Source organism: Natronosalvus amylolyticus (assembly GCF_024298845.1).
Lineage (GTDB): Archaea > Halobacteriota > Halobacteria > Halobacteriales > Natrialbaceae > Natronosalvus > Natronosalvus amylolyticus.
The window spans coordinates 2,495,916-2,517,107 of the sequence record NZ_CP101156.1; the positions used below are offsets into that span (position 1 = coordinate 2,495,916).

The window sequence follows — 21,192 nt, forward strand, 5'->3', positions numbered from 1 at the left end:
CACGACCAAACGGTTTTGCCGCCATCGAACGTACGTGCTATCGATGCGCATTCTGGTGGTCGGTGCGACGGGATTCGTCGGGACTCGGTTGGTGCACGCGCTCGTGGAGCGAGGCCACGAGGTCGTCGCCTTCTCCCGAAGCGCGAGTACCGCGTCGTTTCCGGATGGCGTCGAACCGTTCGACGGGAACCTCGACGACCCCGAAACGCTCACGGATCTGTGTACGGACGTCGATGTGGCCTACTACCTGATTCACTCGCTGACGGCGGCTGATTTCGCCGAGCGCGACCGGCGATACGCAACCCGGTTTCGTGATATGGCCACCGAGGCCGGTGTCGACCGCGTAATCTACCTCAGCGGGATTAGCGGTGATGGACGCGACCTTTCGCCACACCTCGCCTCTCGCCGGGAGGTCGAGGAGATTCTGGGGAACGGGTCGTACGATTTGACTGTTCTTCGGGCGGCCGTGATTATCGGGGCCGAAAGCGCCAGTTTTCGAATTCTCAACGACCTGACCGAACGGCTGCCGGTGATGGTGGTTCCACAGTGGGTCCGAACGCCGTGTCAACCGATCGCGATTCGGGACACCATCACCTATCTGGTCGAACTCCTGGGCGCTGAGGAAACGCGAAGTCGAACGTACGACATCGGCGGCCCAACGGTCTGGTCGTACGAATCACTGCTTCGACTGACAGCGAACCAGAAGGGCAAACGCATCTACATCATCGCGGTCCCCGTGATGACGCCGGAACTGTCCTCACACTGGCTCCGGCTGACGACCGAAGTAGAGTATGCAGTCGCTCGAGCGCTCGCCGAAAGCATGCGAAATCCGGTGACCGTTAGCGAAGCGGACGATTTACAACGCGTTATCCCGATCGAACGGACGCCCATCGAGTCGGCCGTACGGACGGCGCTCGAGGAAGTCTGAAGCCGGTTCTGATACCATCATTTTTCACAATCCGCGTCGGATTTCTCCGCTCGAACCGCCTCGAGATGTTCCCGGGCACCCGGCTCGAGTGCGTAGGTGCCATGAATGTCGGCGGGTGCTTCTCCGTGTACGACTTTCCCGAACGGGTCGCCGATGGTGGCGTACAGTCGCTCGAACGCACTGGCGGCCGGTCGGCCGATGCCGCGGGCGGTTAGCGCCCGTTTGACGGCCGCTTCCCCCGCGTGCACGGTGTCGTCTTCGATGAGCAAGAACACGAACGGGCGGCCGCCGAACTGGGCCTCGAGAAACGCCTGTATCGGTGCTGACTCCCAGGGAACGGCGACGAGGTCGTCCATTCCGTAGGTAAAGGCGTCGACCGCCGTGTGAAACACCTGTTTCCGGCCATCGTAGACGAGCACCGACGGGGGACTACTCACGACGGACAATATGTGATCGACGGGCCTGATTCTTTCGAAGCCGGGTATCAAAACCAGGCTCGAAGAAACTCGAGGGAACCGACTACGTGTTGCTCTCGCGCCATTTTAAGCCGCTCCGAATCCGACTAGGCGATCATGAGCGATGGATTCGATTACGGCGATCTCGAGGAGGGTCGTCACGTCAACTACTGGTCGTTCGACCGGACGCTCCAGCGAAATGTGCGGCGCATCTACGCCCCCGACGAATGTAGGTGGGCGGCCCCGATTCTCGAGGAGTTCGGCGACGTAATCGGCCACACAATCGCCGACAACGCCGACGTCATCGACGACCACGGCCCGGAACTCGAGACCTACGACAAAGACGGCGAGGTGGTCAACCGCGTTCGCTATCCCGCCGAACAACTCGAGAACGAGCGACTGGTCTACGAGCGGGGTATCGTCGCGGATTCCTTCGAAGCGCCACCGGGCCGGGACCGGCCGATGCCGCTCAGCCACAATCTCGTGATGCAATACCTGCTCTCGTACGCCGACGTGGGCTTTGACTGTCCCGTCGCGATGACGGCGGGGGCTGCACTCGTCCTCGAGAAGTTCGGCGACGAAGACCTCGAGGCCTACTACGAGGGGCTCACCAGCCGTGAGTACGGCGACCTCATCGAGGGAGCGATGTTTCTCACCGAAAAGCAAGGTGGGAGTGACGTCGGGGCAACCGAAACGATTGCCAGGTGGGACGACGACGCCGATTGTTATCGCCTCGAGGGCGAGAAGTGGTTCTGTTCGAACATCGACGCACAGGGCACGCTTGCACTGGCCCGAACGCCTGACGCACCCGAGGGTACGAAGGGACTCTCGATGTTTCTGGTGCCTCACGAACTCGAGGACGGGGTGAACGACCAACTGTACCGACGGCTCAAGGACAAACTCGGGACGATTGCGGTGCCGACGGGCGAGGTCGAACTGCAGGGGGCGAAGGCGTTTCTCGTCGGGGAGGAAGAAGCCGGCTTCAAGCAGATGGCCGAGATGCTCAACCTCGAGCGCCTGTCGAACGCCGCGGCTTCGTGTGGCCTCATCGGTCGGGCACTCCTCGAGAGCAAGGTCAAAGCCGCGAACCGGGAGGCGTTCGGGGACACCATCGACCGGTACCCGCTCATGCGCCGGGACCTGGTTGATATGGCGGTCGACCACGAGGCTGCGACCGCCTTCACGATGGAAGCCGCCCGGCTGTTTTCGGTTCGCGAGCGGGCCGAACGCGTTGCCCGTGGGGACATTTCGCTCGAAGACGGAGTTGATCGAAACCTTCTCGAGGTCGGGGCCGACGGGGCGACCCTCGAGAGCGGGACGGATAGGGAGACCCTCGAGGACGAGGCCGAAGACGCGTACCGGCTCATGCGATTGCTCATTCCCATCTCGAAGGCGCGAACGGGGCGGATGGCCGTCGAAACTGCCTCCTACGCGATGGAGATTCAGGGTGGCAACGGCTACGTCAACGACTTCGTCACCAACCGACTGCTTCGGGACGCACAGGTGTTACCGATCTGGGAAGGCACCGAGAACATCCTCTCGCTCGACGTCTTGCGCGCCCTCGAGCGCGAAGCTGCCCACGAGCCGTTCATCGAGGCCGTCCAGACACGTCTCGAGAGGATTTCCCATCCGCTGCTCGAGGGGCCTGCCGAAACGGTCGAAGCCGAGTTCCACGAGTTGACGGACGCGCTCGCGACGCTCGCGACCGAAGACACCGAGTACGCTCAGTTGCAGGCCAAGGAGCTAACCCACTACATCTTCGACGTGTTTACCGCTGCGGTGTTGCTCGAGGACGCCCAGCGGGCGCTCGAGGGTGACACGGGGCAACCGGATGCACGACTCGCGCTCGTCGCGCGTCGGTTTATCGACCGGCAGTTCGACCACCGGCCCGCTCGCGGGATTACGAGTGGCGACCGCTTCGCCATCGAGTATTTCGATCCGATCGTTCGCTACGCCCGAGTCGAACCATCTTCGCTCGAGTTCGAGCCCGCTTCGTCGTAGGCGTACCGCGCTCGAGTTTCAGCTCCCTTGTCGTCGGCTCACCGACGCTCGAGTCGCATTTCCATCCCGTCTTCGGGATGGGCCGTCAGCGAACCGCGGAGGTCGATGGGGCCGTCGTCGACCCGGCGGAGACGATACTGTTGTGCAACCGTGGCGGCGATGATCGGTGCCTCGAGCATCGTGAACCCCTTGCCGATGCAACTGCGGGGGCCCGCACCGAACGGGAAGTACGCGTAGGTGGGATGGGTTGGCTCGAGCCAGCGGTCCGGATCGAAGGTATCCGGGTTCTCGAAGTAGCGGGGGTCGCGGTGTGTCGCCCACTGAGAACACATGATAAGCGAGTCTGCTGGGACGTCGTAGCCGCCCATCGTGACGTCTCGGTCGGCCTGTCTGAACATCACGTACACCGGCGGATACAGTCGCATCGACTCCTGCAAGACGTTTCGCAGCGTGGTGAGCCGTCTGGCGTCGGCAGCCGTTGGCGGTGCACCCTCGAGGACGGTGTCGACTTCTTCGTGAACGCGCTGTTCGATAGCGCGGTGTGCTGAAAGGAGGGCAAAGGTGTAGGTGAGTACGAGCGCCGTCGTGTCGTGTCCAGCGAGCAACATCGTCATGAGTTCGTCTCGGATTCCCTGTTGATCGATCTTGGCCTCGGCCTTCGCTTCCAGGAGCAACGCGAGCAGGTCATCGTCCTCGTCGTCGATTCCTGTTCGTTTCCGCATCTCGACGAGGTCGTCGACGACCCCCTCGAGTTTCTCGACGGAACGTTCGAACGTCCGGTTTTCCGGTGTCGGCACCCACTCCGGCATCACGGCACGAACCGGGTCCGGTTCGAAACGGCGACCGACTGGCTCGAGCAGGTGGGCGGTCTTCTTTGCCGTCGCCACCGGCAGGTCGACGCCGAACATCGCTTCGACGATAATCTCGAGGGTGGTTCGGGTCATTTCCCACTCGATGTTTCGCGTGGCCCCGTCGCTCCAGCGGTCGACCATCGCCTGTGCTCGCTGTGCCATCATGGGTGCCATACTGGCGATTCTTCCAGGTGCAAACGCTGGCGTCGCTAGCTCTCGTCGGTCGCGCCAGTGGTCGCCCTCGCTGGTAAGGAGTCCCTCGCCGAGCAGTTGTCCGAGTGCGTCAGCCTGGAAGTCGGGTTTCGAGAAGTGAGCCGCGTCGCTGACGAGTACTTGCTCGATCAACGCCGGTGTCGTGACGAAATAGGTCCGGTTCGGACCGAGGTCGAAGGCCGCAATCTCGCCGTAGGCTTCACGAACCTCACGCACGAACGCGAACGGATCGCGAGCATAGCGGGGGAGGACACCGACCATCGGCGGGCCGTCCGGTCCGGGAACGACGTAGTTTCCCATACGTGTTGTTCGACACCAAGGCAAAAGACGTTGGCCCGAACTGTGCATTCGGGGGCACGAGGGGGGAGCAACTCGCTACTCGAGCATTTCGGCGGCTTCCTCGACGTCCATCACGCCCTGCTCGACGGCCTGCAGAATCCGCACGATTTCGGGGTCCGGACCCGGGTCCTCGTCGCCGATTTCCTCGAGGGTGACTTTTTTCGAAATACCGACGAACTCTTCGAAGTCGGTTCCCTCGGCGATTGCCGTTTCCTTTTTGACGCGGTAGTTCCCGCCGTCGGTCACGTGGAGGTCGCCGGGATGGAAAAAGTACCAGTCCTCGCGGTCGAACCGGACCCCGATTCGGGGTTTCGCGCCGAAGTTCTGGGCGAAGTAGATGAGCGCTTCGACCTCTTCGCCGGTGAGATAGATCGGGTTCCCAGCGCTGGATTTGGCTTCGATCGCATAGAACGTCTCGCCGTCGCCGGCGAGCACGTCGGGCAGTTCGCGTTCGGTCGCCGACCCGCTGGCGGGCGCTCGCATGACGGCAAATCCGGCTTCGTCGAGCGCGTTGACGAGTTCGCGCTCCCGACGGTCACCCTTCGCCTGAGACATACCCGACGTTCACGCCCGAGTGGTAATAAACGGGACGACTGGCTTGCGCTTCGGGCGGCGTGTCTCCCGTCGCTCGAGGTGCCCGGTCGTGCCTCGCCACCGCTCACCTGGGTCCCGATCTTCCGTCGAAACAGGTTTGGCCGCTCCGGCGAAGGCTCGTGCATGGACACGACGGTCGCAGAAATCGTACTGTTCGACGGCTTCGACGAACTCGACGCGATCGGCCCGTTCGAGGTCTTCAAAAACGGCGCTCGAGCGGGGGCTGACCTCGAAACCCGGTTGGTAACCCTCGAGCCGACCGAGACGGTGACGGCGAGTCACGGCCTGCGAGTCGAACCGGACGGCGTGCTCGACGAACCGGACCTGCTGGTCGTTCCCGGCGGCGGCTGGACGAGCGCGGACGGCGGCGTTCGACGGGTCGTCAACGAGGGTCGACTGGCCGACGCCGTCGCTGCCCACCACGAACGCGGTGGGACGCTCGCGGCGGTCTGTACGGGGGCGATGGTGCTCGCTACTGCGGGCGTGCTCGAGGGACGGCCGGCGATCACCCATCAGGTCGCCCTGGAGGACCTGGCCGATTACGCCGACGTGACCGACGCGCGGGTCGTCGATGACGGAGACATCCTCACTGCGGGCGGGGTCACCTCGGGGATCGACCTGGCGCTGTGGTACCTCGAGCGAGCGTTCGGCGAGTCGGTGGCGACCGCGGTGGCGACGGAGATCGAACACGAGCGACACGAATCGATCGTTCGACCGTCGTGATCGATAGCTGATCGGGGTTGGCTAGGGGCGACATCTTGCCCACTTTTGCGAACGGATGGTGCGGCGATTTCCAGTTCTCGAGGCCGTCAATCGGCACTCGAGGTCGCCACCTCGACGGCCCGGCGATTCATGCCTGAACCGGTTTCCTGCCGGTAGTACGCCCCGAGTCCGATGGCCACCGCGACGTTCGAGAGGGTGATCGCCCAGAAGACGGCCTCGGGCCCCATCCTGAGTGCGTAGACGCCGAGGATCGCGATTGGGAGCCTGACGGCCCAGTACTGACAGACGGTGGCGACGAAACTGGTGCGGGTCCGACGAGCGCCGTTGAAGCCGGCCATCAACAGGTAGCTCGCGCCGATAGCCCAGTAGCCGTAGGCCAGAATTTCGAGGTAGGCCACCGTGTACTCGAGTTCGAGTGCGGTCACGTCGGGGACGAACAGTGTCGTCAGGGTTTCCGGGATGAGCCACTGTATCGCCCCGATGAGGGTGAGTGCGCCGGCGGCGATGGCGACGCCGACCCAGGTCGTTCGGGTCGCTCGAGCGGGGTTTTCGGCACCGAGGTTTTGCCCGATGACGCTCTGGGCGGCCTGTTGAAGCCCCTGTGCAGGGATGAACGCGACGGAGGCAACTCGAGCGCCGATGGTGTAGGCGGCGACTGCTGCGGCCCCACCGGCGACGGCGACGATCCCGACGATGGCGACGCGAACGGACTGACTCGCCACGAACTGGCCGGCGTTGGGCCAGCCGACGTCGACGATTTCGCGTGCGTCCTCCCGGCTCACCTCGAGGTGCTCGAGACCGAGGCGACAGTCCCCTCGTCCGCGAACGGCGAGCCCGACAGCGAGCAGGAAGCCGGCGGTGTAGCCCAGAATCGTCGCGTAGGCGGCACCCTCGACACCCAGTGCCGGGAAGTGCCACCAGCCGAAGATGAGAAACGGGTCGAGCGCGATGTTCGTCAGCACCGTCGCGAGATTGATGTACAGCGCGCCACGGGCGTCCCCCCAGCCGACGAAGCCGGCCTCGAGGGAATCGCTCGCGGTCGCCAGCGGGAGGCCGATGGCGATGACGGCGAGGTACGCGCCCGCCAGCGTCGTCACCTGTGGATCGGTCGCGAACAGGCCCATGACATCTCGAGCGAACACGAAGGTTATGAGGCCGAGTACCGTGCCACCCAGGAGACCCAGGCCGACGCCAGTGACGATGGTTCGACGGGCACCCTCGAGGTTCTCCGCGCCGACGCGCTGGGAGACGAGCACCTGGGTTCCGACGGAGAGGCCGATTGCGACGGTGAACAGCAGGCCGATAATCGGGAAATTCAGGCCGACGGCTGCGACTTCGGTGCCGCCGAGGCGGCCGAGCCAGAAGACGTCGATCAACTGGTTGGCGACGTGGACGAGGTTCTGGGCAACGAGCGGCGCGGCCAGCAAGAGCAAGGCCTTCGGGATCGATCCGGCCGTCATCTGTTCGCGAGACACGTCAACCATTGTGAGTGAGTTACTCCCATAGCTATCCGGGGTCGTTATAATTGTTTGTGCTCCGAATCCAACCTTTGAACCGATCGCGTCCGCCGTTGGCCACTCGCTCGAGCCGTGGTGGTGTTGGGCCACTCGCTCGAGCGAGTGAGTCTTCACGCCTGAACTGATGGATGCTATCGGACGGTGTGCCAGGGGACACTGCTATAGTAGCCAGTGAAACGATTTACACACCTACCGCGATGCAGTCTTGCGATAGGGTGTGCAATGACTTTCACTGGCTACTATACGGGCCCGCCGAAACCACCACGATTTTTCACCTCGCCGGCCCTCGATACAGGTATGAGCCGCTCGCGCAAGCCCGACTGGTTGAAGATGCGGCCACCGTCGGGTCGGGAGTTTACGGGAATCAAGGAGACGCTTCGCGGCTACGACCTCAACACCGTCTGTGAGGAGGCTAACTGCCCGAACCTGGGCGAGTGCTGGAGCGGCCGCGGCGCCGACGGTGGCGGCACGGCCACGTTCATGTTGATGGGCCATCGCTGCTCGAGGGGCTGTAACTTCTGTGACGTCGAAACGGGTGGAATGGAGCCGCTTGACCCCGAGGAACCGGAAAACGTCGGCCGTGCCATCGCGGAGATCGGTCTCGATTACGTGGTCCTGACGAGCGTCGACCGGGACGACCTCCCCGACCAGGGGGCAGGACACTTCGCCCAGACGATTCGAGAGATCAAGCGCCGCCATCCCGGAATTCTGGTCGAAGTCCTCATCCCCGACTTCCAGGGCGAACCCGACCTCGTGCGCAAGATTATCGACGCGGGCCCGGACGTCATCGCCCACAACATCGAGACGGTCGAACGCCTCCAGTTCCCCGTCCGTGACCGTCGAGCGGGCTACGAACAGAGTCTGAGCGTACTCGAGCAGGTCGACCGGGAGTCGGACATTTACACGAAATCGTCGATCATGCTGGGACACGGCGAGTACGACCACGAAATCTACCAGACGCTGGCCGACCTCCGCGAGCGTGGCGTCGATATCGTCACGCTCGGCCAGTACCTCCAGCCATCGTTGAGCCACCTCGACGTGAAACGCTACGACCACCCCGACAAGTACGACACCTGGCGTCGCGTGGCCGAAGAGGAACTCGAGTTCCTGTACTGTGCGAGCGGTCCGATGGTTCGTTCTTCCTACAAAGCCGGCGAACTGTTCGTCGACGCACTCCTTCGGGAGGGTAAGAGCCCGGAGGAAGCCCGGACAGCGGCTCGAGCCGGGTAGCCTTCCGTCACTCGAGGCGATTGGATACCTGGTCGGAATCGATACGGTCCGTGCCGAACCGCATTACTTTGCTTTTCATAGCATATGCTATAGAAATGGGACCTATTTGACAGGGGCCGTTGAAGCGAAAGCAGCCGGTCCGGGGTTCGCTCGAGCGGTGTCGTCACGTTTCCCGTTACTCGAGTGGTGTCGTCACGTTTCCCGTTACTCGAGTGGTGTCGTCACGTTTCCCGTTACTCGAGTGGTGTCGTCCGGTCTAGCGTCACTGTCGCGACCGTACCCTGCGGACGGTTCTCCTCGAGGGTGAGATCACCGCCGATTTCGTCGAGGACGGTGGTAACCAGGTAGAGGCCGACGCCCATCCCGATTCGGTCCTCGGGCGAGCGCTCGGGATCGGCGAGCGTGTCTCGCTGGGAGGCAGAGAGGCCAACACCTTCGTCGGCGATGGTCACGGAGACGGTTTCGGGGCGTTCTTCGAGGCCCACGGCAATCCGCGGGGGGTCCCGGTCGGTGTGGGTTGCGGCGTTCGTGAGCAGATGGCGGAACACGGAGTCGAGCATCTGGGTTCCCGAGACGAGGACTGCCTCGTCGGTGTCGACGCCGTCGCGAGACAGCTCGAGTTGGCCGTCGAACTCGGTTTCGACTCGATCGAGTTCGCGCTCGAGAACTGACGTGACGTCACAGGGGGAACTGGCGACGCCGTCCTCGCCATCGATGGCGTCCATGAGCTCCCCCGCAGTGTCGGTCAACTCGAGCCCGTGGTGAGCTGCCTGGAGGATGGCGTCGACGATTGGCTCCTCGTCATCCCCGACGCGTCCTTTGAGCTGGTCGCCCCAGCCGACGATCATGTTGACGTCGGTTCGGATGTCGGTTCTGATGAGGCGGTTGAGCAGCGCGAGCCGATCGTTTCGGTCTCGGAGCTGTCGGTAGGTTTCCGCCCGCTCGATGGCGTAGCGAACCGCACGGTGGATCAACTCGCCCGTAATCGATCCTTTGACCAGATAGTCCTGTGCACCCCGCCGAATCGCTTCGACGCCGACGTTGCCATCGTTCTGTCCGGTGAGAACGACGACCGGCGTGGCAGGCGCGACCTCGACCATCGCGTCGACGGTCTCGAGGCCGGTGCTGTCGGGGAGCATTAGATCGAGCAAAATAACGTCCACGTCGCCCGTGCGACTTTCCTCGAGAGCCGCGGTCAGCCGGTCGACGTGGACGACGTCCTCGATATCGAGCAGTGGCTCGGTATCTTCCAATCCGACGTCTGCCTGGTACTCGTGGAGCAACCGCCTGACGTATCTGGCGTCGTCCGGGTTGTCTTCGACGAGCAAAAGCGACACACCGGCCGGGGTATCCATATCGGTATATTTTGGTAACTCACACTATGTGTTTCGGTTTCTTTCACTCGCGACGAGGTGACTGTTTCCGTCGCCTGAAAACGGCATTCATACGGTCTGCTGTAACTGTTTACCGGTGATTGCCGACCCGGTATGGGAAATCACCGGGAAGAGACGACAGTAAACCGTATCAGAGGAGAGGGACGAACTGGACCGTCCCACCGAATTCCGCTCGAGTTATAGCGATTTGTGGAAGCCTTGAGCCACTCGAATTGAGACGGTACCGCCCGAACCCCTCGATAGTTCCACTCCCAGTCGGCGACTGGACCGAACAGCTATAGGAGCGTCTTCCCAACGGGTGGTATGGCCCACGATGGTGTCGATCTTTCCACGTCGACACGGACGGCGCTCGATGCGCTGGCAGTTCTTTCGAACAAGTGGCATCCGGTGGTCCTCGCCGTCTTACACGACCGGGGACCGATGGGTTTTAACGAGCTGTTGAACTCGATTCCCGACATCTCCGGAAAGGTGTTGACCGACACGCTGGGGAAGCTACAGGACGCCGGCCTCGTCGAGCGAACCGTATTGAACGAGTCGCCGCTTCGTGTACGATACGAACTGACGACGGCGGGAACGGAGTTCGAGGCCGTCTTCGATGCGCTTTCGGGCTGGGGTGAGGCTCACCTCGAGACGGCTATTCCGAGCGTGCTGCTCGCCGATGGCGACCGGCGGATCACCGATATGTACCGCCAGTGGCTCGACGGCCAGTACACACTCACCCGAGCTCACACCGGCGAGGAACTCGTCGAAATCCTTGAGGAAGAACGAATCGACGTCATGGTGATCGATGCCGACCTGCCGGGACTTGCCGACGTTGACCGCTCACAGCTCTCGGGATCGACGTGGCGCACCATCCTCCTCGTCGAGAGTCGACCAGGGTTCGACGTCCTCGAGATACCGTGTGATGACGTTCGTCGAAAACCGATCGTGCAAGAGACTGCGTCCAAAGCGATCGATCTCCAGCTCGAGCGACAGGGCGAGCCCCCAGCGTATCGGGAACTGGCCGCACTGCAGTCGAAACGCTCGCTGTTTCAGTCGGTGTACGCGACGGAGCGCCTCGAGTCGAACGATCGGTATTTGGCGATGGGTACCCAGATCGAGACGCTCGAAGAGCAACTCGAGACGCCGGCGGAACTCCAGGATACCATAGAACGCTCGTAGCTGGTTGGCGGTGTCCCGGTGGTGTGAAGACTTACTTTTGGGTAACCTATGCGAATACCTCAACCTTAGCGTGCACTCAAGATGGTGTGTGACGTCAGCAATGCATGCAGCGGCAAACGAACCGTCGCCAGCTACTCGGGCTGTGTGGCTTGGCTGTCGGAAGTATGGTGGCAGGCTGTCTGGGTGGTGACGACGATACGGAGTCGAGTGAGGTTCCGAGTGACGATGGGGGCGACAGTGGTGGTGTCGAATCGGAAATCGACGGTGAGGACTCGTCTGAACGTGGCTCTATGGGGGGAGACGACAGTACTGATTCGGTCACACCGTCGGAACCGATGTCCTACGCGTTCGAAGCCGAATCGACCCACCAGAGCGACGACGGGATGAACTACTCGTTCTCGATGCACGGCTTCGTGACCGAATCCGGCGACGCCTACTACGCCGTCTCCGAGACGAGTGGGGAGTCCTCGAGCGAGATAGAACTGTTCTACATCGGCGACACGACCTACGTTCGCAGCGACGGGCAGTGTTCGTCGGTGACCGGCCAGCAACGCACCCATTCACCGTACGGCGCGTTCCAATCCTACGACGAGTACCAGGCACGAATGGCTGGCTCTAACGCTGACGGCCGAACGACGATCAACGGTTACGACGCCTACGTCTACGAGTTCGACTACACCGAGGATATGGCCTGGAGTGACTTCGCCGAGGCCGATGACGACGTCGAACTCGAGACGAAGGTGTACATCGCCGTCGATACCGGGTTTTTGCTCGGTTCCGATTATCGGGCCGCAGAGGATGGGATGACGATCGAATCGACCTCGAGACTCCACTCCTTTGGCGAGTCGTTCACCGTCGAACCGCCCGAAGAATGTTAGTCGCTGCTCGAGTCCGGTCGTGGGTCTGCTCACGGCTGGTCGATCGTCTGCCGGTCGATCACGTTCGTATCCGAGAGTACACGCCCTTCGCTCGAGTCACTCAGTACTCCGTCACACGTTGCCGTGTAAACCGAACCCATCGGTTCGGCTTCCATGCGCAGGCTTGACGAACCACTCAGAGCGTCCAATCGAGTTTTCCTTCTGACACACTTCTCGACGGTTTGCAACGGACACGTCGTTTCGGCACGACCGTCCGTCCAGTAACCTTCACATAATTCGTGATGATTGCAACCCTTCTCGCACATCCTCGAGTTTATTCGGACATTTGGTCACATTTTGCCGAAATCATCCGTTCTCTTTGCTACTGCATGGCAAGAATCATGCTGATAGTAACGTATTTACGAAACTCCTTTAACGTGAGCGATAGACCATTAGGATATGCCAAGGTGGGTATATCCGTGAGTACGCTACAACACGACCCAAGAGAGCGAGTACAGGTACTCGACGACGACGGTCGGGTCCTCGAGGGCGCGACGGTCCCGGACCTGTCCGAAGCCGAGTTCGTCGAAATATACGAACAGATGAAACTCGCTCGCCACTTCGATCAGCGAGCGGTTAGCCTCCAGCGCCAGGGTCGGATGGGGACGTACCCGCCACTCTCGGGCCAGGAGGCAGCCCAGATCGGGAGTGCCCACGCCCTCGCCGACGACGACTGGCTGTTCCCGAGTTACCGCGAACACGGGGCGGCACTCGTTCGCGGCCTCTCGCTAAAACGGACGCTACTGTACTGGATGGGCCACGAATCGGGTAACGCCATCCCCGAGGACGCGAACATCTTCACCGTCGCGGTGCCGATCGCGACCCAGGTTCCACACGCTACGGGAGCCGCGTGGGCGTCGAAACTCAAAGGCGAGAACAGGGCGTTCCTCTGTTACTTCGGCGACGGTGCGACCAGCGAGGGAGACTTCCACGAGGGGCTCAACTTCGCCGGCGTCTTCGACGTCCCCGCGATCTTCTTCTGTAACAACAACCAGTGGGCGATTTCGGTGCCGCGAGAGCGCCAGACCGCGAGTGACACCATCGCCCAGAAGGCGACTGCCTACGGCTTCGAAGGCGTACAGGTCGACGGGATGGACCCGCTTGCCGTGTATCAGGTCACTCGAGACGCACTCGATAAGGCGAAAAACCCCGGCGAGGACGAATTACGACCGACGCTCATCGAGGCGGTTCAGTATCGTTTCGGCGCACACACGACGGCTGACGACCCCTCGGTGTACCGGGAGGACGACGAAGTCGAACGCTGGAAACAGAAGGACCCGATTCCACGCATGGAGACGTTCTTGCGCAACAACGGCATGCTCGACGACGAGCGCGTCGATGCGATCGAAGACCGGATCTCCGAACAGGTCGCAGACGCTATCGATGCCGCAGAACAGGTCACGCGTCCGGACCCCGAGGAAATCTTCGCACACGTCTACGACGGGATGCCCCGACGGCTCGAAGAGCAACTCGAGTGGTTCGAACGGATTCGCGAACAACACGGCGACGACGCACTACTGGAGCACTAACTATGGCAGCAGAATCTGAAAACCTCACGCTCGTACAGGCAGTCCGTGACGGACTGCATCAGGAGATGGAACGCGACGAAGACGTCATCGTCATGGGCGAAGACGTCGGGAAAAACGGCGGTGTCTTCCGCGCCACGGAAGGACTCTACGAGGAGTTCGGCGAGGATCGCGTCATCGACACACCGCTGGCCGAATCGGGTATCGTCGGCACGGCCGTCGGAATGGCTGCCTACGGCCTTCGCCCGGTCCCGGAGATGCAGTTCCTGGGATTCATCTATCCCGCCTACGATCAGATCGTCTCACACGTCGCCCGCCTTCGGACGCGCTCGCGCGGCCGGTTCACCTGCCCGATGGTGATCCGTGCCCCCTACGGTGGCGGTATCCGCGCCCCCGAACACCACTCCGAATCGAGCGAGGCGATGTTCGTCCACCAACCCGGCCTCAACGTCGTCATCCCTTCGACGCCGTATGAGACCAAGGGACTGCTCACCAGCGCGATTCGCAGTCCCGACCCGGTCATCTTCCTCGAGCCGAAACTCATCTACCGGGCGTTCCGCGAAGAAGTACCCAACGAACCCTACGAGATCCCGCTCGGTGAAGCGGCGGTCCGTCGCGAAGGGTCCGATATCTCGGTCTATACGTACGGCGCGATGACCCGGCCAACGCTCGAGGCCGCGGAGAACCTCGCGGGCGAAATCGACGTCGAGGTCGTCGACCTGCGAACCCTGTCGCCGCTCGACATCGACACGATCGTCGAATCGTTCAAAAAGACCGGCCGCGGTGCGGTCGTCCACGAGGCCCCGAAGACGGGCGGGATGGGGGCTGAAATCGCCAGCACCATCCAGGAGGAGGCGCTGATGTACCAGGAAGCCCCGATCAACCGAATCAGTGGCTTCGATACCCCGTTCCCCCTGTACGCCCTCGAGGACTACTACCTGCCAGAACCGGCTCGCATCGAGACGGGAATCCGAGAGACGATGGAGTTCTAACATGGTCGAGGAATTCAAACTACCCGACGTCGGTGAAGGAGTCGCCGAAGGTGAACTGGTTTCGTGGCTCGTCGAACCCGGTGACACCGTCACGGAAGACCAGCCAGTCGCCGAGGTCGAGACGGACAAGGCACTCGTCGAGGTCCCCTCGCCGTACAACGGCACGGTTGCCGAACTGCTCGCCGAGGAAGGCGAAATGGTGCCCGTCGGGGACGTCATCATCACGTTCAACGTGGACGGTGAGACGGATGACGGGGGAACCGACGCCTCGAGTTCGGCCGACCAGACGGGCGAGGCGGCAGCCTCGGGTGAGGAAACCGAGACACCCGACTCCGAGGCGGTCGAGACGCCCGAAGGACGTGTCTTTGCGCCCCCACGCGTGCGCAGGCTCGCACGCGAGAAGGGTGTCGACATTGCGACCGTCGAGGGCAGCGGTCCCGGCGGCCGAATCACCGAAGGCGACGTAACGGCGGCCGCAGGTGCGGGCGAAGCGGTAACCGAGTCGACGACGGAGTCGGCCGAGGCAACCGAGACGGCCCCGGCCGAAGACGCTGGATCGTCGGCCTCGAGCCCGTCAGGTCAGGCACCCGCGCCCGTCGAGTCCGCCGACCGTGACCGAACCCTCGCTGCCCCGGCCACCCGAAAGCTCGCCGAAGAGCAAGGTGTCGACCTGAACGCCGTTCCTGCTACCGAACAACGAGAGGGCGAAGCGTTCGTGACGCCCGAAGCCGTGATGGAGTACGCCGAAGCCCAGAAACGCGCCCAGGAAGCCGACGCTGCGGCGCTCGCGAGCGGAGAAACCGGCCCCCGGGAAACGCGCGAACCGTTCAAGGGCGTCCGTCGGACGATCGCGAAGGCGATGGAGCGCTCGAAGTACACGGCCCCACACGTCACCCACCACGACGAAGTGGACGTCACCCGGCTGGTGGAGACGCGCGAACGGCTCAAGCCGATGGCCGAAGAACAGGGCATCCGGCTGACGTACATGCCGTTCATCATGAAGGCCGTCGTCGCCGCGCTGAAGGAGTTCCCCGAGATGAACGCGATGATCGACGACGAGAACGAAGAGATCGTCCATCGCAACTACTACAACATCGGCGTCGCGGCCGCAACCGACGCCGGGCTCATGGTTCCCGTCGTCGAAGACGCCGATCACAAGGGTATGCTTCAGCTCTCCTCGGAGACGGACGAACTGGTGACGAAAGCTCGAGAGCGCACGATTTCGCCCGACGAACTGCGCGGCTCGACGTTCACGATTACGAACATCGGCGGTATTGGCGGCGAGTACGCCACGCCGATCTTGAACTATCCGGAGGCGGGTATTCTCGCTGTCGGTGAGATCAAACGCAAGCCGCGCGTCGTCACAGACGAGAACGGGAACGAGTCGATCGAACCGCGCTCGGTCATGACCCTCTCGCTGTCGTTCGACCACCGACTGATCGACGGCGCCGAGGGCGCACGATTTACGAACAAGGTGATGGAGTACCTGGAAAACCCCGAACTGCTGTTACTGGAGTAAGACACTACAATGGTCGTTGGAGATATTTCAACCGGAACTGACGTGCTCGTGATCGGTGCCGGACCCGCAGGCTACGTGGCCGCGATCCGGGCCGGACAGCTCGATCTGGACGTAACGCTCGTCGAAAAGGAAGCCTACGGAGGCACCTGCCTCAACCATGGCTGTATCCCCTCGAAGGCCCTGCTCACCGCGAGCGACGTCGCCCACCAGGCGGGCAACGCCGAGGAGATGGGCATCTACGCCGATCCTGCGGTCGACCTCGAGGGAATGGTCGGCTGGAAAGACGACATCGTCTCCCAGCTTACCGGGGGTGTCGAAAAGCTGTGTAAGGCAAACGGCGTCAACCTCATCGAGGGAACTGCGACCTTCGACGGCGAAAACACCGTCCGCGTCTCCCACGGTGGCGAAGGCCAGGGGAGTGAATCCATCGACTTCGAACACGCGATCATCGCAACGGGCTCTCGACCCATCGAAATCCCGAACTTCGCCTACAGCGACGACCCCGTACTCGACTCTCGTCAGGCGCTCGCCCTCGATTCCGTCCCCGACTCGCTGGTCATCGTCGGCGCGGGCTACATCGGCATGGAGCTCGCGACGGTGTTCGCCAAACTCGGCACCGACGTGCAGGTTATCGAGATGCTCGATGACGCACTCCCCGGCTTCGACCGTGACCTCGCTCGGCCCGTAAAAAAGCGGGCGAAATCGCTGGGCATCGAGTTCCACTTTGGCTACGGGGCCTCGAACTGGGAACCCCACGGCGACGGCATTCGTGTCGAAGCCGAACCAGCTGGTGACGCGGCAGCAGACGGCGGGCAGGCCGTCGAGGAAGAAGCGCTCGAACTCGACGCCGAGAAGGTTCTGGTGGCCGTCGGCCGCGAACCCGTTTCTGACACACTCGACCTCGAGGCAGCAGGTATCGAGACGGACGACCGGGGTTTCATCACGGCTGACGACCGGGCGCGAACGAACGTCGAACACATCTTCGCCGTCGGTGACGTTGCCGGCGAACCGATGCTCGCCCACGCGGGGAGCAACGAGGGCCAGGTCGCTGCCGAAGTGATCGCGGGTGAACCCGCTGCCCTCGATTACCAGGCGATGCCCGCCGCGGTGTTCACCGATCCCGAGATCGGTACGGTCGGGATGACCGAAAGCGAGGCTGAAGACGCCGGTTTCGAAACGGTCGTCGGCAAGTTCCCCTTCCAGGCAAGCGGGCGCGCACTGACGACGGGGCACACCGATGGCTTCGTCAAAATCGTTGCCGACGCGGAGGCCGGCTTCGTTCTCGGCGGCCACGTCGTTGGCCCCGAAGCCTCGGAACTGATCGCCGAACTCGGACTCGCCATCGAACTCGGGGCCACCCTCGAGGACGTTGCCTCGACGGTCCACGCACACCCGACGCTCGCCGAATCCGTGATGGAAGCCGCCGAAAACGCGCTCGGGCAGGCGATCCACACGCTGAACCGGTAGTCTCCGCTTTCCTTTCAAAAGACTCTGTGCACGTCCTGAGACACTCGAGCGGTACCGTTTTTCACTCGAATATCTCGATACTTTCGCGAACCAGTATCAGTCACCGACGACCTCGAGGGCCCCTTTCATCGCTCGATGGCGATGGGGCGTACAGTAGTACGTGTAGATGCCCGGTTCGTCGAACGTAAACTCGAAGGTTGCGCCTTCCTCGTGTAACTCGCCGCTGTCGAACGCGCCGTCAGTGTCGACGACGTCGTGTCTGCCGCCGTCACCGGTCCACTCCCAGGTGACCGTGGAACCGACCGTCACGCGGGCAGCACGGGGCGCATACCCCATTCCCTCGAGTCCTGTACCGACGTAGACGATCTTCTCGTCGTCGCTCGCTTCGGTCCAGTCGACGGTTCCAGGGTGGTCGATTCCCTCGAGATGGCCGTCGAAATCTGGCTCGTCGTCGACGAACGCCTCGCCGTCGTAGTAGTCGTCCTCTCCGTCACCGAACAGACAGCCGGCGAAGGCACTCACTGCCGCGACGCTCGCCGCGTTGAGCAACGTTCGTCTGGTGTGTCCTCCTGGCCTCGAGGTCATACTAGATCGTTCGTCGGCGACACAATAGGTCTCTCGCTCTCGGTGTTTCGGGAGCTCCACTCAGTACTCCGTCACGCGTTGCCGTGTAAATCGAACCCATCGGTTCGGCTTCCATACGCAGGCGTGACGAACCACTCAGACCATCTCAACATATTCATACGCGTGTACGCACGACCGTCTACGTACGCGGGTACCACTCGATTCGACCAACCCTGCCAGGGAGGAATGACCGATCGACCTCCGCCCGCGGGACATTTTGCCCACGAGCCACTGCCAGGCCGAGGATAGATTTATAAGTAAATTGACCTCGAGAAACACCCACATGTTTGGTGGAAAACCATGGCATGGTAGCGAGTTCCCACGGAGAAGTTGGTTCGACGGCCTTATATACTAACCCTCTCCTCGTTTAGAATGCGAACGACGTGGCGCACGCCGCCACGTCCCCTCTGGCCGTATCCCGGCACGGAGGTAGGCACTACATCCATACCTTACATCGGCGTCGGTCTGATCCGACGGCCTTAAGTGTGTAAGTCAACTCGGATTGGATGCAAACGTGGTCGGCTTCGGCCGGACACACTGATCCGATGCCCTTATATACATAGGCCAATTCGGATTAGAACGCGAACGCCTTGCCGGATGCGACTTCCGGCGGGCAACGATCCGATGCCCTTAAGTGTGTAAGGCCACTCGGATTGGATGTACTCGAGGTCGGCTTCGCCGGCTTCGGTCCGATCCGACGCCCTTAAGTAAACAAGGGCATTTGGATGTAAACGCAAAGAACGCGTGATTGATGGGGCGTTCAACTCGCTCCATCGTCTCGGACTCGGTTCGAAGGGGTTAAGTACCCCGGAAGACCTAAGATATAGTCCGAAGGAAATGAGGATTTCACCCCTGCGGTCCGCCGTACAGATGAAATCTGATGTTAGCCTTGATAGTTCGGTGACGCTCGATCGGTCGACGATCGCGGTCACCGAACGGACCCATTTAGTGTGAGTGTGTACCTACATTCACCGCCAAATGCCCCAGCTTCGCTGGGGGATAGCATTCCGGTTGATCCTGCCGGAGGTCATTGCTATTGGAGTCCGATTTAGCCATGCTAGTCGTACGAACTTAGATTCGTGGCGGATAGCTCAGTAACACGTGGCCAAACTACCCTGTCGAGCGCGATAACCTCGGGAAACTGAGGCTAATAGCGCATACGGCTCGATGCCTGGAACTGGCTCGAGCTCGAAATGCTCAGGCGCGACAGGATGTGGCTGCGGCCGATTAGGTTGACGGTGGGGTAACGGCCCACCGTGCCAATAATCGGTACGGGTTGTGAGAGCAAGAGCCCGGAGACGGAATCTGAGACAAGATTCCGGGCCCTACGGGGCGCAGCAGGCGCGAAACCTTTACACTGCACGACAGTGCGATAGGGGGACTCCAAGTGCGAGGGCATATAGTCCTCGCTTTTGTGTACCGTAAGGTGGTACACGAATAAGTGCTGGGCAAGACCGGTGCCAGCCGCCGCGGTAATACCGGCAGCACGAGTGATGACCGCTATTATTGGGCCTAAAGCGTCCGTAGCCGGCCGTACAAGTCCGTCGGGAAATCTACTCGCTTAACGAGTAGACGTCCGGCGGAAACTGTTCGGCTAGGGACCGGAAGATCTGAGGGGTACGTCTGGGGTAGGAGTGAAATCCCGTAATCCTGGACGGACCACCGGTGGCGAAAGCGCCTCAGAAAGACGGATCCGACGGTGAGGGACGAAAGCTCGGGTCACGAACCGGATTAGATACCCGGGTAGTCCGAGCCGTAAACGATGTCTGCTAGGTGTGACGCTGGCTACGAGCCAGCGTTGTGCCGTAGGGAAGCCGTGAAGCAGACCGCCTGGGAAGTACGTCCGCAAGGATGAAACTTAAAGGAATTGGCGGGGGAGCACTACAACCGGAGGAGCCTGCGGTTTAATTGGACTCAACGCCGGACATCTCACCAGCACCGACAGTATGCTGTGAAGCTCAGTGTGATGAGCTTAGTGGAGCTACTGAGAGGAGGTGCATGGCCGCCGTCAGCTCGTACCGTGAGGCGTCCTGTTAAGTCAGGCAACGAGCGAGACCCGCATCCTTAATTGCCAGCAACACCCTTGTGGTGGTTGGGTACATTAGGGAGACTGCCAGTGCCAAACTGGAGGAAGGAACGGGCAACGGTAGGTCAGTATGCCCCGAATGTGCTGGGCTACACGCGGGCTACAATGGTCAAGACAGTGGGATGCTACGCCGAAAGGCGACGCTAATCTCCTAAACTTGATCGTAGTTCGGATTGAGGGTTGAAACTCACCCTCATGAAGCTGGATTCGGTAGTAATCGCGCCTCAGAAGGGCGCGGTGAATACGTCCCTGCTCCTTGCACACACCGCCCGTCAAAGCACCCGAGTGAGGTCCGGATGAGGCCGGCGCAACGCCGGTCGAATCTGGGCTTCGCAAGGGGGCTTAAGTCGTAACAAGGTAGCCGTAGGGGAATCTGCGGCTGGATCACCTCCACAGAACGGGACTGGGGCGACGCCCCAGCCCACCACGGTCCGTTCGCGACCGCCCGCTCGGCCGACCGAGCACCTTTGAACTATCAAGGCTAACGTTGTGCCCCCGAGAGGGGGTGGGCCCATAGCTCAGTGGTAGAGTGCCTCCTTTGCAAGGAGGATGCCCAGGGTTCGAATCCCTGTGGGTCCATCTCTCGGGTGATGATCGATACACTCTTCGTGAGTGTTCCTCATCTGATCCCGAATTAACCGATGCACCTCCCCGC

Annotated in this window: 17 protein-coding genes, 1 tRNA gene and 1 rRNA gene; 12 read left to right on the forward strand and 7 right to left on the reverse strand. The window is 61.8% G+C overall.

What is annotated here, in order from left to right:
- Positions 1-43: 43 nt before the first annotated feature.
- Positions 44-928: an NAD(P)H-binding protein gene (locus tag NLK60_RS11675; protein WP_254807955.1), complete on the forward strand. Its 885-nt coding sequence runs from the start codon at positions 44-46 to the stop codon at positions 926-928.
- 17 nt (positions 929-945) lie between these two features.
- Here the strand turns inward: NLK60_RS11675 and NLK60_RS11680 are convergent, their stop codons facing one another.
- Positions 946-1,365, reverse strand: a complete 420-nt coding sequence (locus NLK60_RS11680; protein ID WP_254807956.1) for a hypothetical protein — start codon at positions 1,363-1,365, stop codon at positions 946-948.
- Between the two features lie 135 nt (positions 1,366-1,500).
- On the opposite strand from NLK60_RS11680, the gene NLK60_RS11685 reads away from it, so the two are divergent.
- The gene (locus NLK60_RS11685; protein ID WP_254807957.1) at positions 1,501-3,384 is read left to right on the forward strand and encodes an acyl-CoA dehydrogenase family protein; all 1,884 of its coding nucleotides are present in this window, start codon (positions 1,501-1,503) and stop codon (positions 3,382-3,384) included.
- Positions 3,385-3,422: 38 nt separating this feature from the next.
- Here NLK60_RS11685 and NLK60_RS11690 read toward each other — a convergent pair whose 3' ends face one another.
- Positions 3,423-4,748: a cytochrome P450 gene (locus tag NLK60_RS11690; protein WP_254807958.1), complete on the reverse strand. Its 1,326-nt coding sequence runs from the start codon at positions 4,746-4,748 to the stop codon at positions 3,423-3,425.
- 75 nt (positions 4,749-4,823) lie between these two features.
- Positions 4,824-5,342, reverse strand: coding sequence for a Holliday junction resolvase Hjc (gene hjc / locus NLK60_RS11695; RefSeq protein ID WP_254807959.1), 519 nt, complete (start codon positions 5,340-5,342; stop codon positions 4,824-4,826).
- Between the two features lie 162 nt (positions 5,343-5,504).
- Between hjc and NLK60_RS11700 the strand changes: the two genes are divergently transcribed.
- Positions 5,505-6,104 (forward strand): DJ-1/PfpI family protein, encoded by a 600-nt coding sequence (locus NLK60_RS11700; RefSeq protein ID WP_254807960.1) that lies wholly within the window; start codon positions 5,505-5,507, stop codon positions 6,102-6,104.
- An 86-nt stretch (positions 6,105-6,190) separates the two neighbouring features.
- On the opposite strand, the gene NLK60_RS11705 is transcribed toward NLK60_RS11700, so the two are convergent.
- Positions 6,191-7,588, reverse strand: coding sequence for an MATE family efflux transporter (locus NLK60_RS11705; RefSeq protein ID WP_254807961.1), 1,398 nt, complete (start codon positions 7,586-7,588; stop codon positions 6,191-6,193).
- 330 nt (positions 7,589-7,918) lie between these two features.
- Between NLK60_RS11705 and lipA the strand changes: the two genes are divergently transcribed.
- Positions 7,919-8,851, forward strand: coding sequence for a lipoyl synthase (gene lipA, locus NLK60_RS11710; protein WP_254807962.1), 933 nt, complete (start codon positions 7,919-7,921; stop codon positions 8,849-8,851).
- A gap of 233 nt (positions 8,852-9,084) precedes the next feature.
- Here the strand turns inward: lipA and NLK60_RS11715 are convergent, their stop codons facing one another.
- Positions 9,085-10,206, reverse strand: a complete 1,122-nt coding sequence (locus tag NLK60_RS11715; RefSeq protein ID WP_254807963.1) for a hybrid sensor histidine kinase/response regulator — start codon at positions 10,204-10,206, stop codon at positions 9,085-9,087.
- Between the two features lie 342 nt (positions 10,207-10,548).
- Between NLK60_RS11715 and NLK60_RS11720 the strand changes: the two genes are divergently transcribed.
- Positions 10,549-11,406, forward strand: coding sequence for a winged helix-turn-helix transcriptional regulator (locus NLK60_RS11720; protein ID WP_254807964.1), 858 nt, complete (start codon positions 10,549-10,551; stop codon positions 11,404-11,406).
- 104 nt (positions 11,407-11,510) lie between these two features.
- Positions 11,511-12,284 (forward strand): hypothetical protein, encoded by a 774-nt coding sequence (locus tag NLK60_RS11725; protein WP_254807965.1) that lies wholly within the window; start codon positions 11,511-11,513, stop codon positions 12,282-12,284.
- A gap of 29 nt (positions 12,285-12,313) precedes the next feature.
- Here NLK60_RS11725 and NLK60_RS19535 read toward each other — a convergent pair whose 3' ends face one another.
- Positions 12,314-12,439 carry a hypothetical protein gene (locus tag NLK60_RS19535; protein ID WP_256530372.1) on the reverse strand — a complete coding sequence of 42 codons (126 nt, stop codon included), beginning with the start codon at positions 12,437-12,439 and terminating at the stop codon, positions 12,314-12,316.
- Positions 12,440-12,742: 303 nt separating this feature from the next.
- Here NLK60_RS19535 and pdhA point away from each other — a divergent pair, with 303 nt between their 5' ends.
- The 4 genes from pdhA to lpdA are packed head-to-tail and all read left to right on the forward strand — an operon-like array spanning position 12,743 to position 17,827.
- A complete protein-coding gene (pdhA, locus tag NLK60_RS11730) occupies positions 12,743-13,852 on the forward strand; it encodes a pyruvate dehydrogenase (acetyl-transferring) E1 component subunit alpha (RefSeq protein ID WP_254807966.1) in 1,110 nt (369 codons plus the stop codon).
- A 2-nt stretch (positions 13,853-13,854) separates the two neighbouring features.
- On the forward strand, positions 13,855-14,841 hold the full coding sequence (locus tag NLK60_RS11735; protein WP_254807967.1) for an alpha-ketoacid dehydrogenase subunit beta: 987 nt from the start codon (positions 13,855-13,857) through the stop codon (positions 14,839-14,841).
- A 1-nt stretch (position 14,842) separates the two neighbouring features.
- On the forward strand, positions 14,843-16,360 hold the full coding sequence (locus tag NLK60_RS11740; protein ID WP_254807968.1) for a 2-oxo acid dehydrogenase subunit E2: 1,518 nt from the start codon (positions 14,843-14,845) through the stop codon (positions 16,358-16,360).
- Between the two features lie 9 nt (positions 16,361-16,369).
- Positions 16,370-17,827, forward strand: coding sequence for a dihydrolipoyl dehydrogenase (gene lpdA / locus NLK60_RS11745; protein ID WP_254807969.1), 1,458 nt, complete (start codon positions 16,370-16,372; stop codon positions 17,825-17,827).
- 96 nt (positions 17,828-17,923) lie between these two features.
- Here the strand turns inward: lpdA and NLK60_RS11750 are convergent, their stop codons facing one another.
- On the reverse strand, positions 17,924-18,412 hold the full coding sequence (locus NLK60_RS11750; protein WP_254807970.1) for a halocyanin domain-containing protein: 489 nt from the start codon (positions 18,410-18,412) through the stop codon (positions 17,924-17,926).
- Between the two features lie 1,043 nt (positions 18,413-19,455).
- On the opposite strand from NLK60_RS11750, the gene NLK60_RS11755 reads away from it, so the two are divergent.
- Positions 19,456-20,930: ribosomal RNA gene (locus NLK60_RS11755) — 16S ribosomal RNA — on the forward strand.
- 114 nt (positions 20,931-21,044) lie between these two features.
- Positions 21,045-21,116: transfer RNA gene (locus tag NLK60_RS11760), tRNA-Ala, on the forward strand.
- The last annotated feature ends 76 nt before the right edge of the window (positions 21,117-21,192 follow it).

Excerpts from the sequence above, each read along its gene's own strand:
- NLK60_RS11675 (WP_254807955.1), top strand. The coding sequence starts at position 44 with ATGCGCATTCTGGTGGTCGGTGCGACGGGATTCGTCGGGACTCGGTTG.
- NLK60_RS11685 (WP_254807957.1), top strand. The coding sequence starts at position 1,501 with ATGAGCGATGGATTCGATTACGGCGATCTCGAGGAGGGTCGTCACGTC.
- NLK60_RS11690 (WP_254807958.1), bottom strand. The coding sequence starts at position 4,748 with ATGGGAAACTACGTCGTTCCCGGACCGGACGGCCCGCCGATGGTCGGT.
- hjc (WP_254807959.1), bottom strand. The coding sequence starts at position 5,342 with ATGTCTCAGGCGAAGGGTGACCGTCGGGAGCGCGAACTCGTCAACGCG.
- NLK60_RS11700 (WP_254807960.1), top strand. The coding sequence starts at position 5,505 with ATGGACACGACGGTCGCAGAAATCGTACTGTTCGACGGCTTCGACGAA.
- NLK60_RS11705 (WP_254807961.1), bottom strand. The coding sequence starts at position 7,588 with ATGGTTGACGTGTCTCGCGAACAGATGACGGCCGGATCGATCCCGAAG.
- lipA (WP_254807962.1), top strand. The coding sequence starts at position 7,919 with ATGAGCCGCTCGCGCAAGCCCGACTGGTTGAAGATGCGGCCACCGTCG.
- NLK60_RS11715 (WP_254807963.1), bottom strand. The coding sequence starts at position 10,206 with ATGGATACCCCGGCCGGTGTGTCGCTTTTGCTCGTCGAAGACAACCCG.
- NLK60_RS11720 (WP_254807964.1), top strand. The coding sequence starts at position 10,549 with ATGGCCCACGATGGTGTCGATCTTTCCACGTCGACACGGACGGCGCTC.
- NLK60_RS11725 (WP_254807965.1), top strand. The coding sequence starts at position 11,511 with ATGCAGCGGCAAACGAACCGTCGCCAGCTACTCGGGCTGTGTGGCTTG.
- NLK60_RS19535 (WP_256530372.1), bottom strand. The coding sequence starts at position 12,439 with ATGGAAGCCGAACCGATGGGTTCGGTTTACACGGCAACGTGTGACGGA.
- NLK60_RS11735 (WP_254807967.1), top strand. The coding sequence starts at position 13,855 with ATGGCAGCAGAATCTGAAAACCTCACGCTCGTACAGGCAGTCCGTGAC.
- NLK60_RS11740 (WP_254807968.1), top strand. The coding sequence starts at position 14,843 with ATGGTCGAGGAATTCAAACTACCCGACGTCGGTGAAGGAGTCGCCGAA.
- lpdA (WP_254807969.1), top strand. The coding sequence starts at position 16,370 with ATGGTCGTTGGAGATATTTCAACCGGAACTGACGTGCTCGTGATCGGT.
- NLK60_RS11750 (WP_254807970.1), bottom strand. The coding sequence starts at position 18,412 with ATGACCTCGAGGCCAGGAGGACACACCAGACGAACGTTGCTCAACGCG.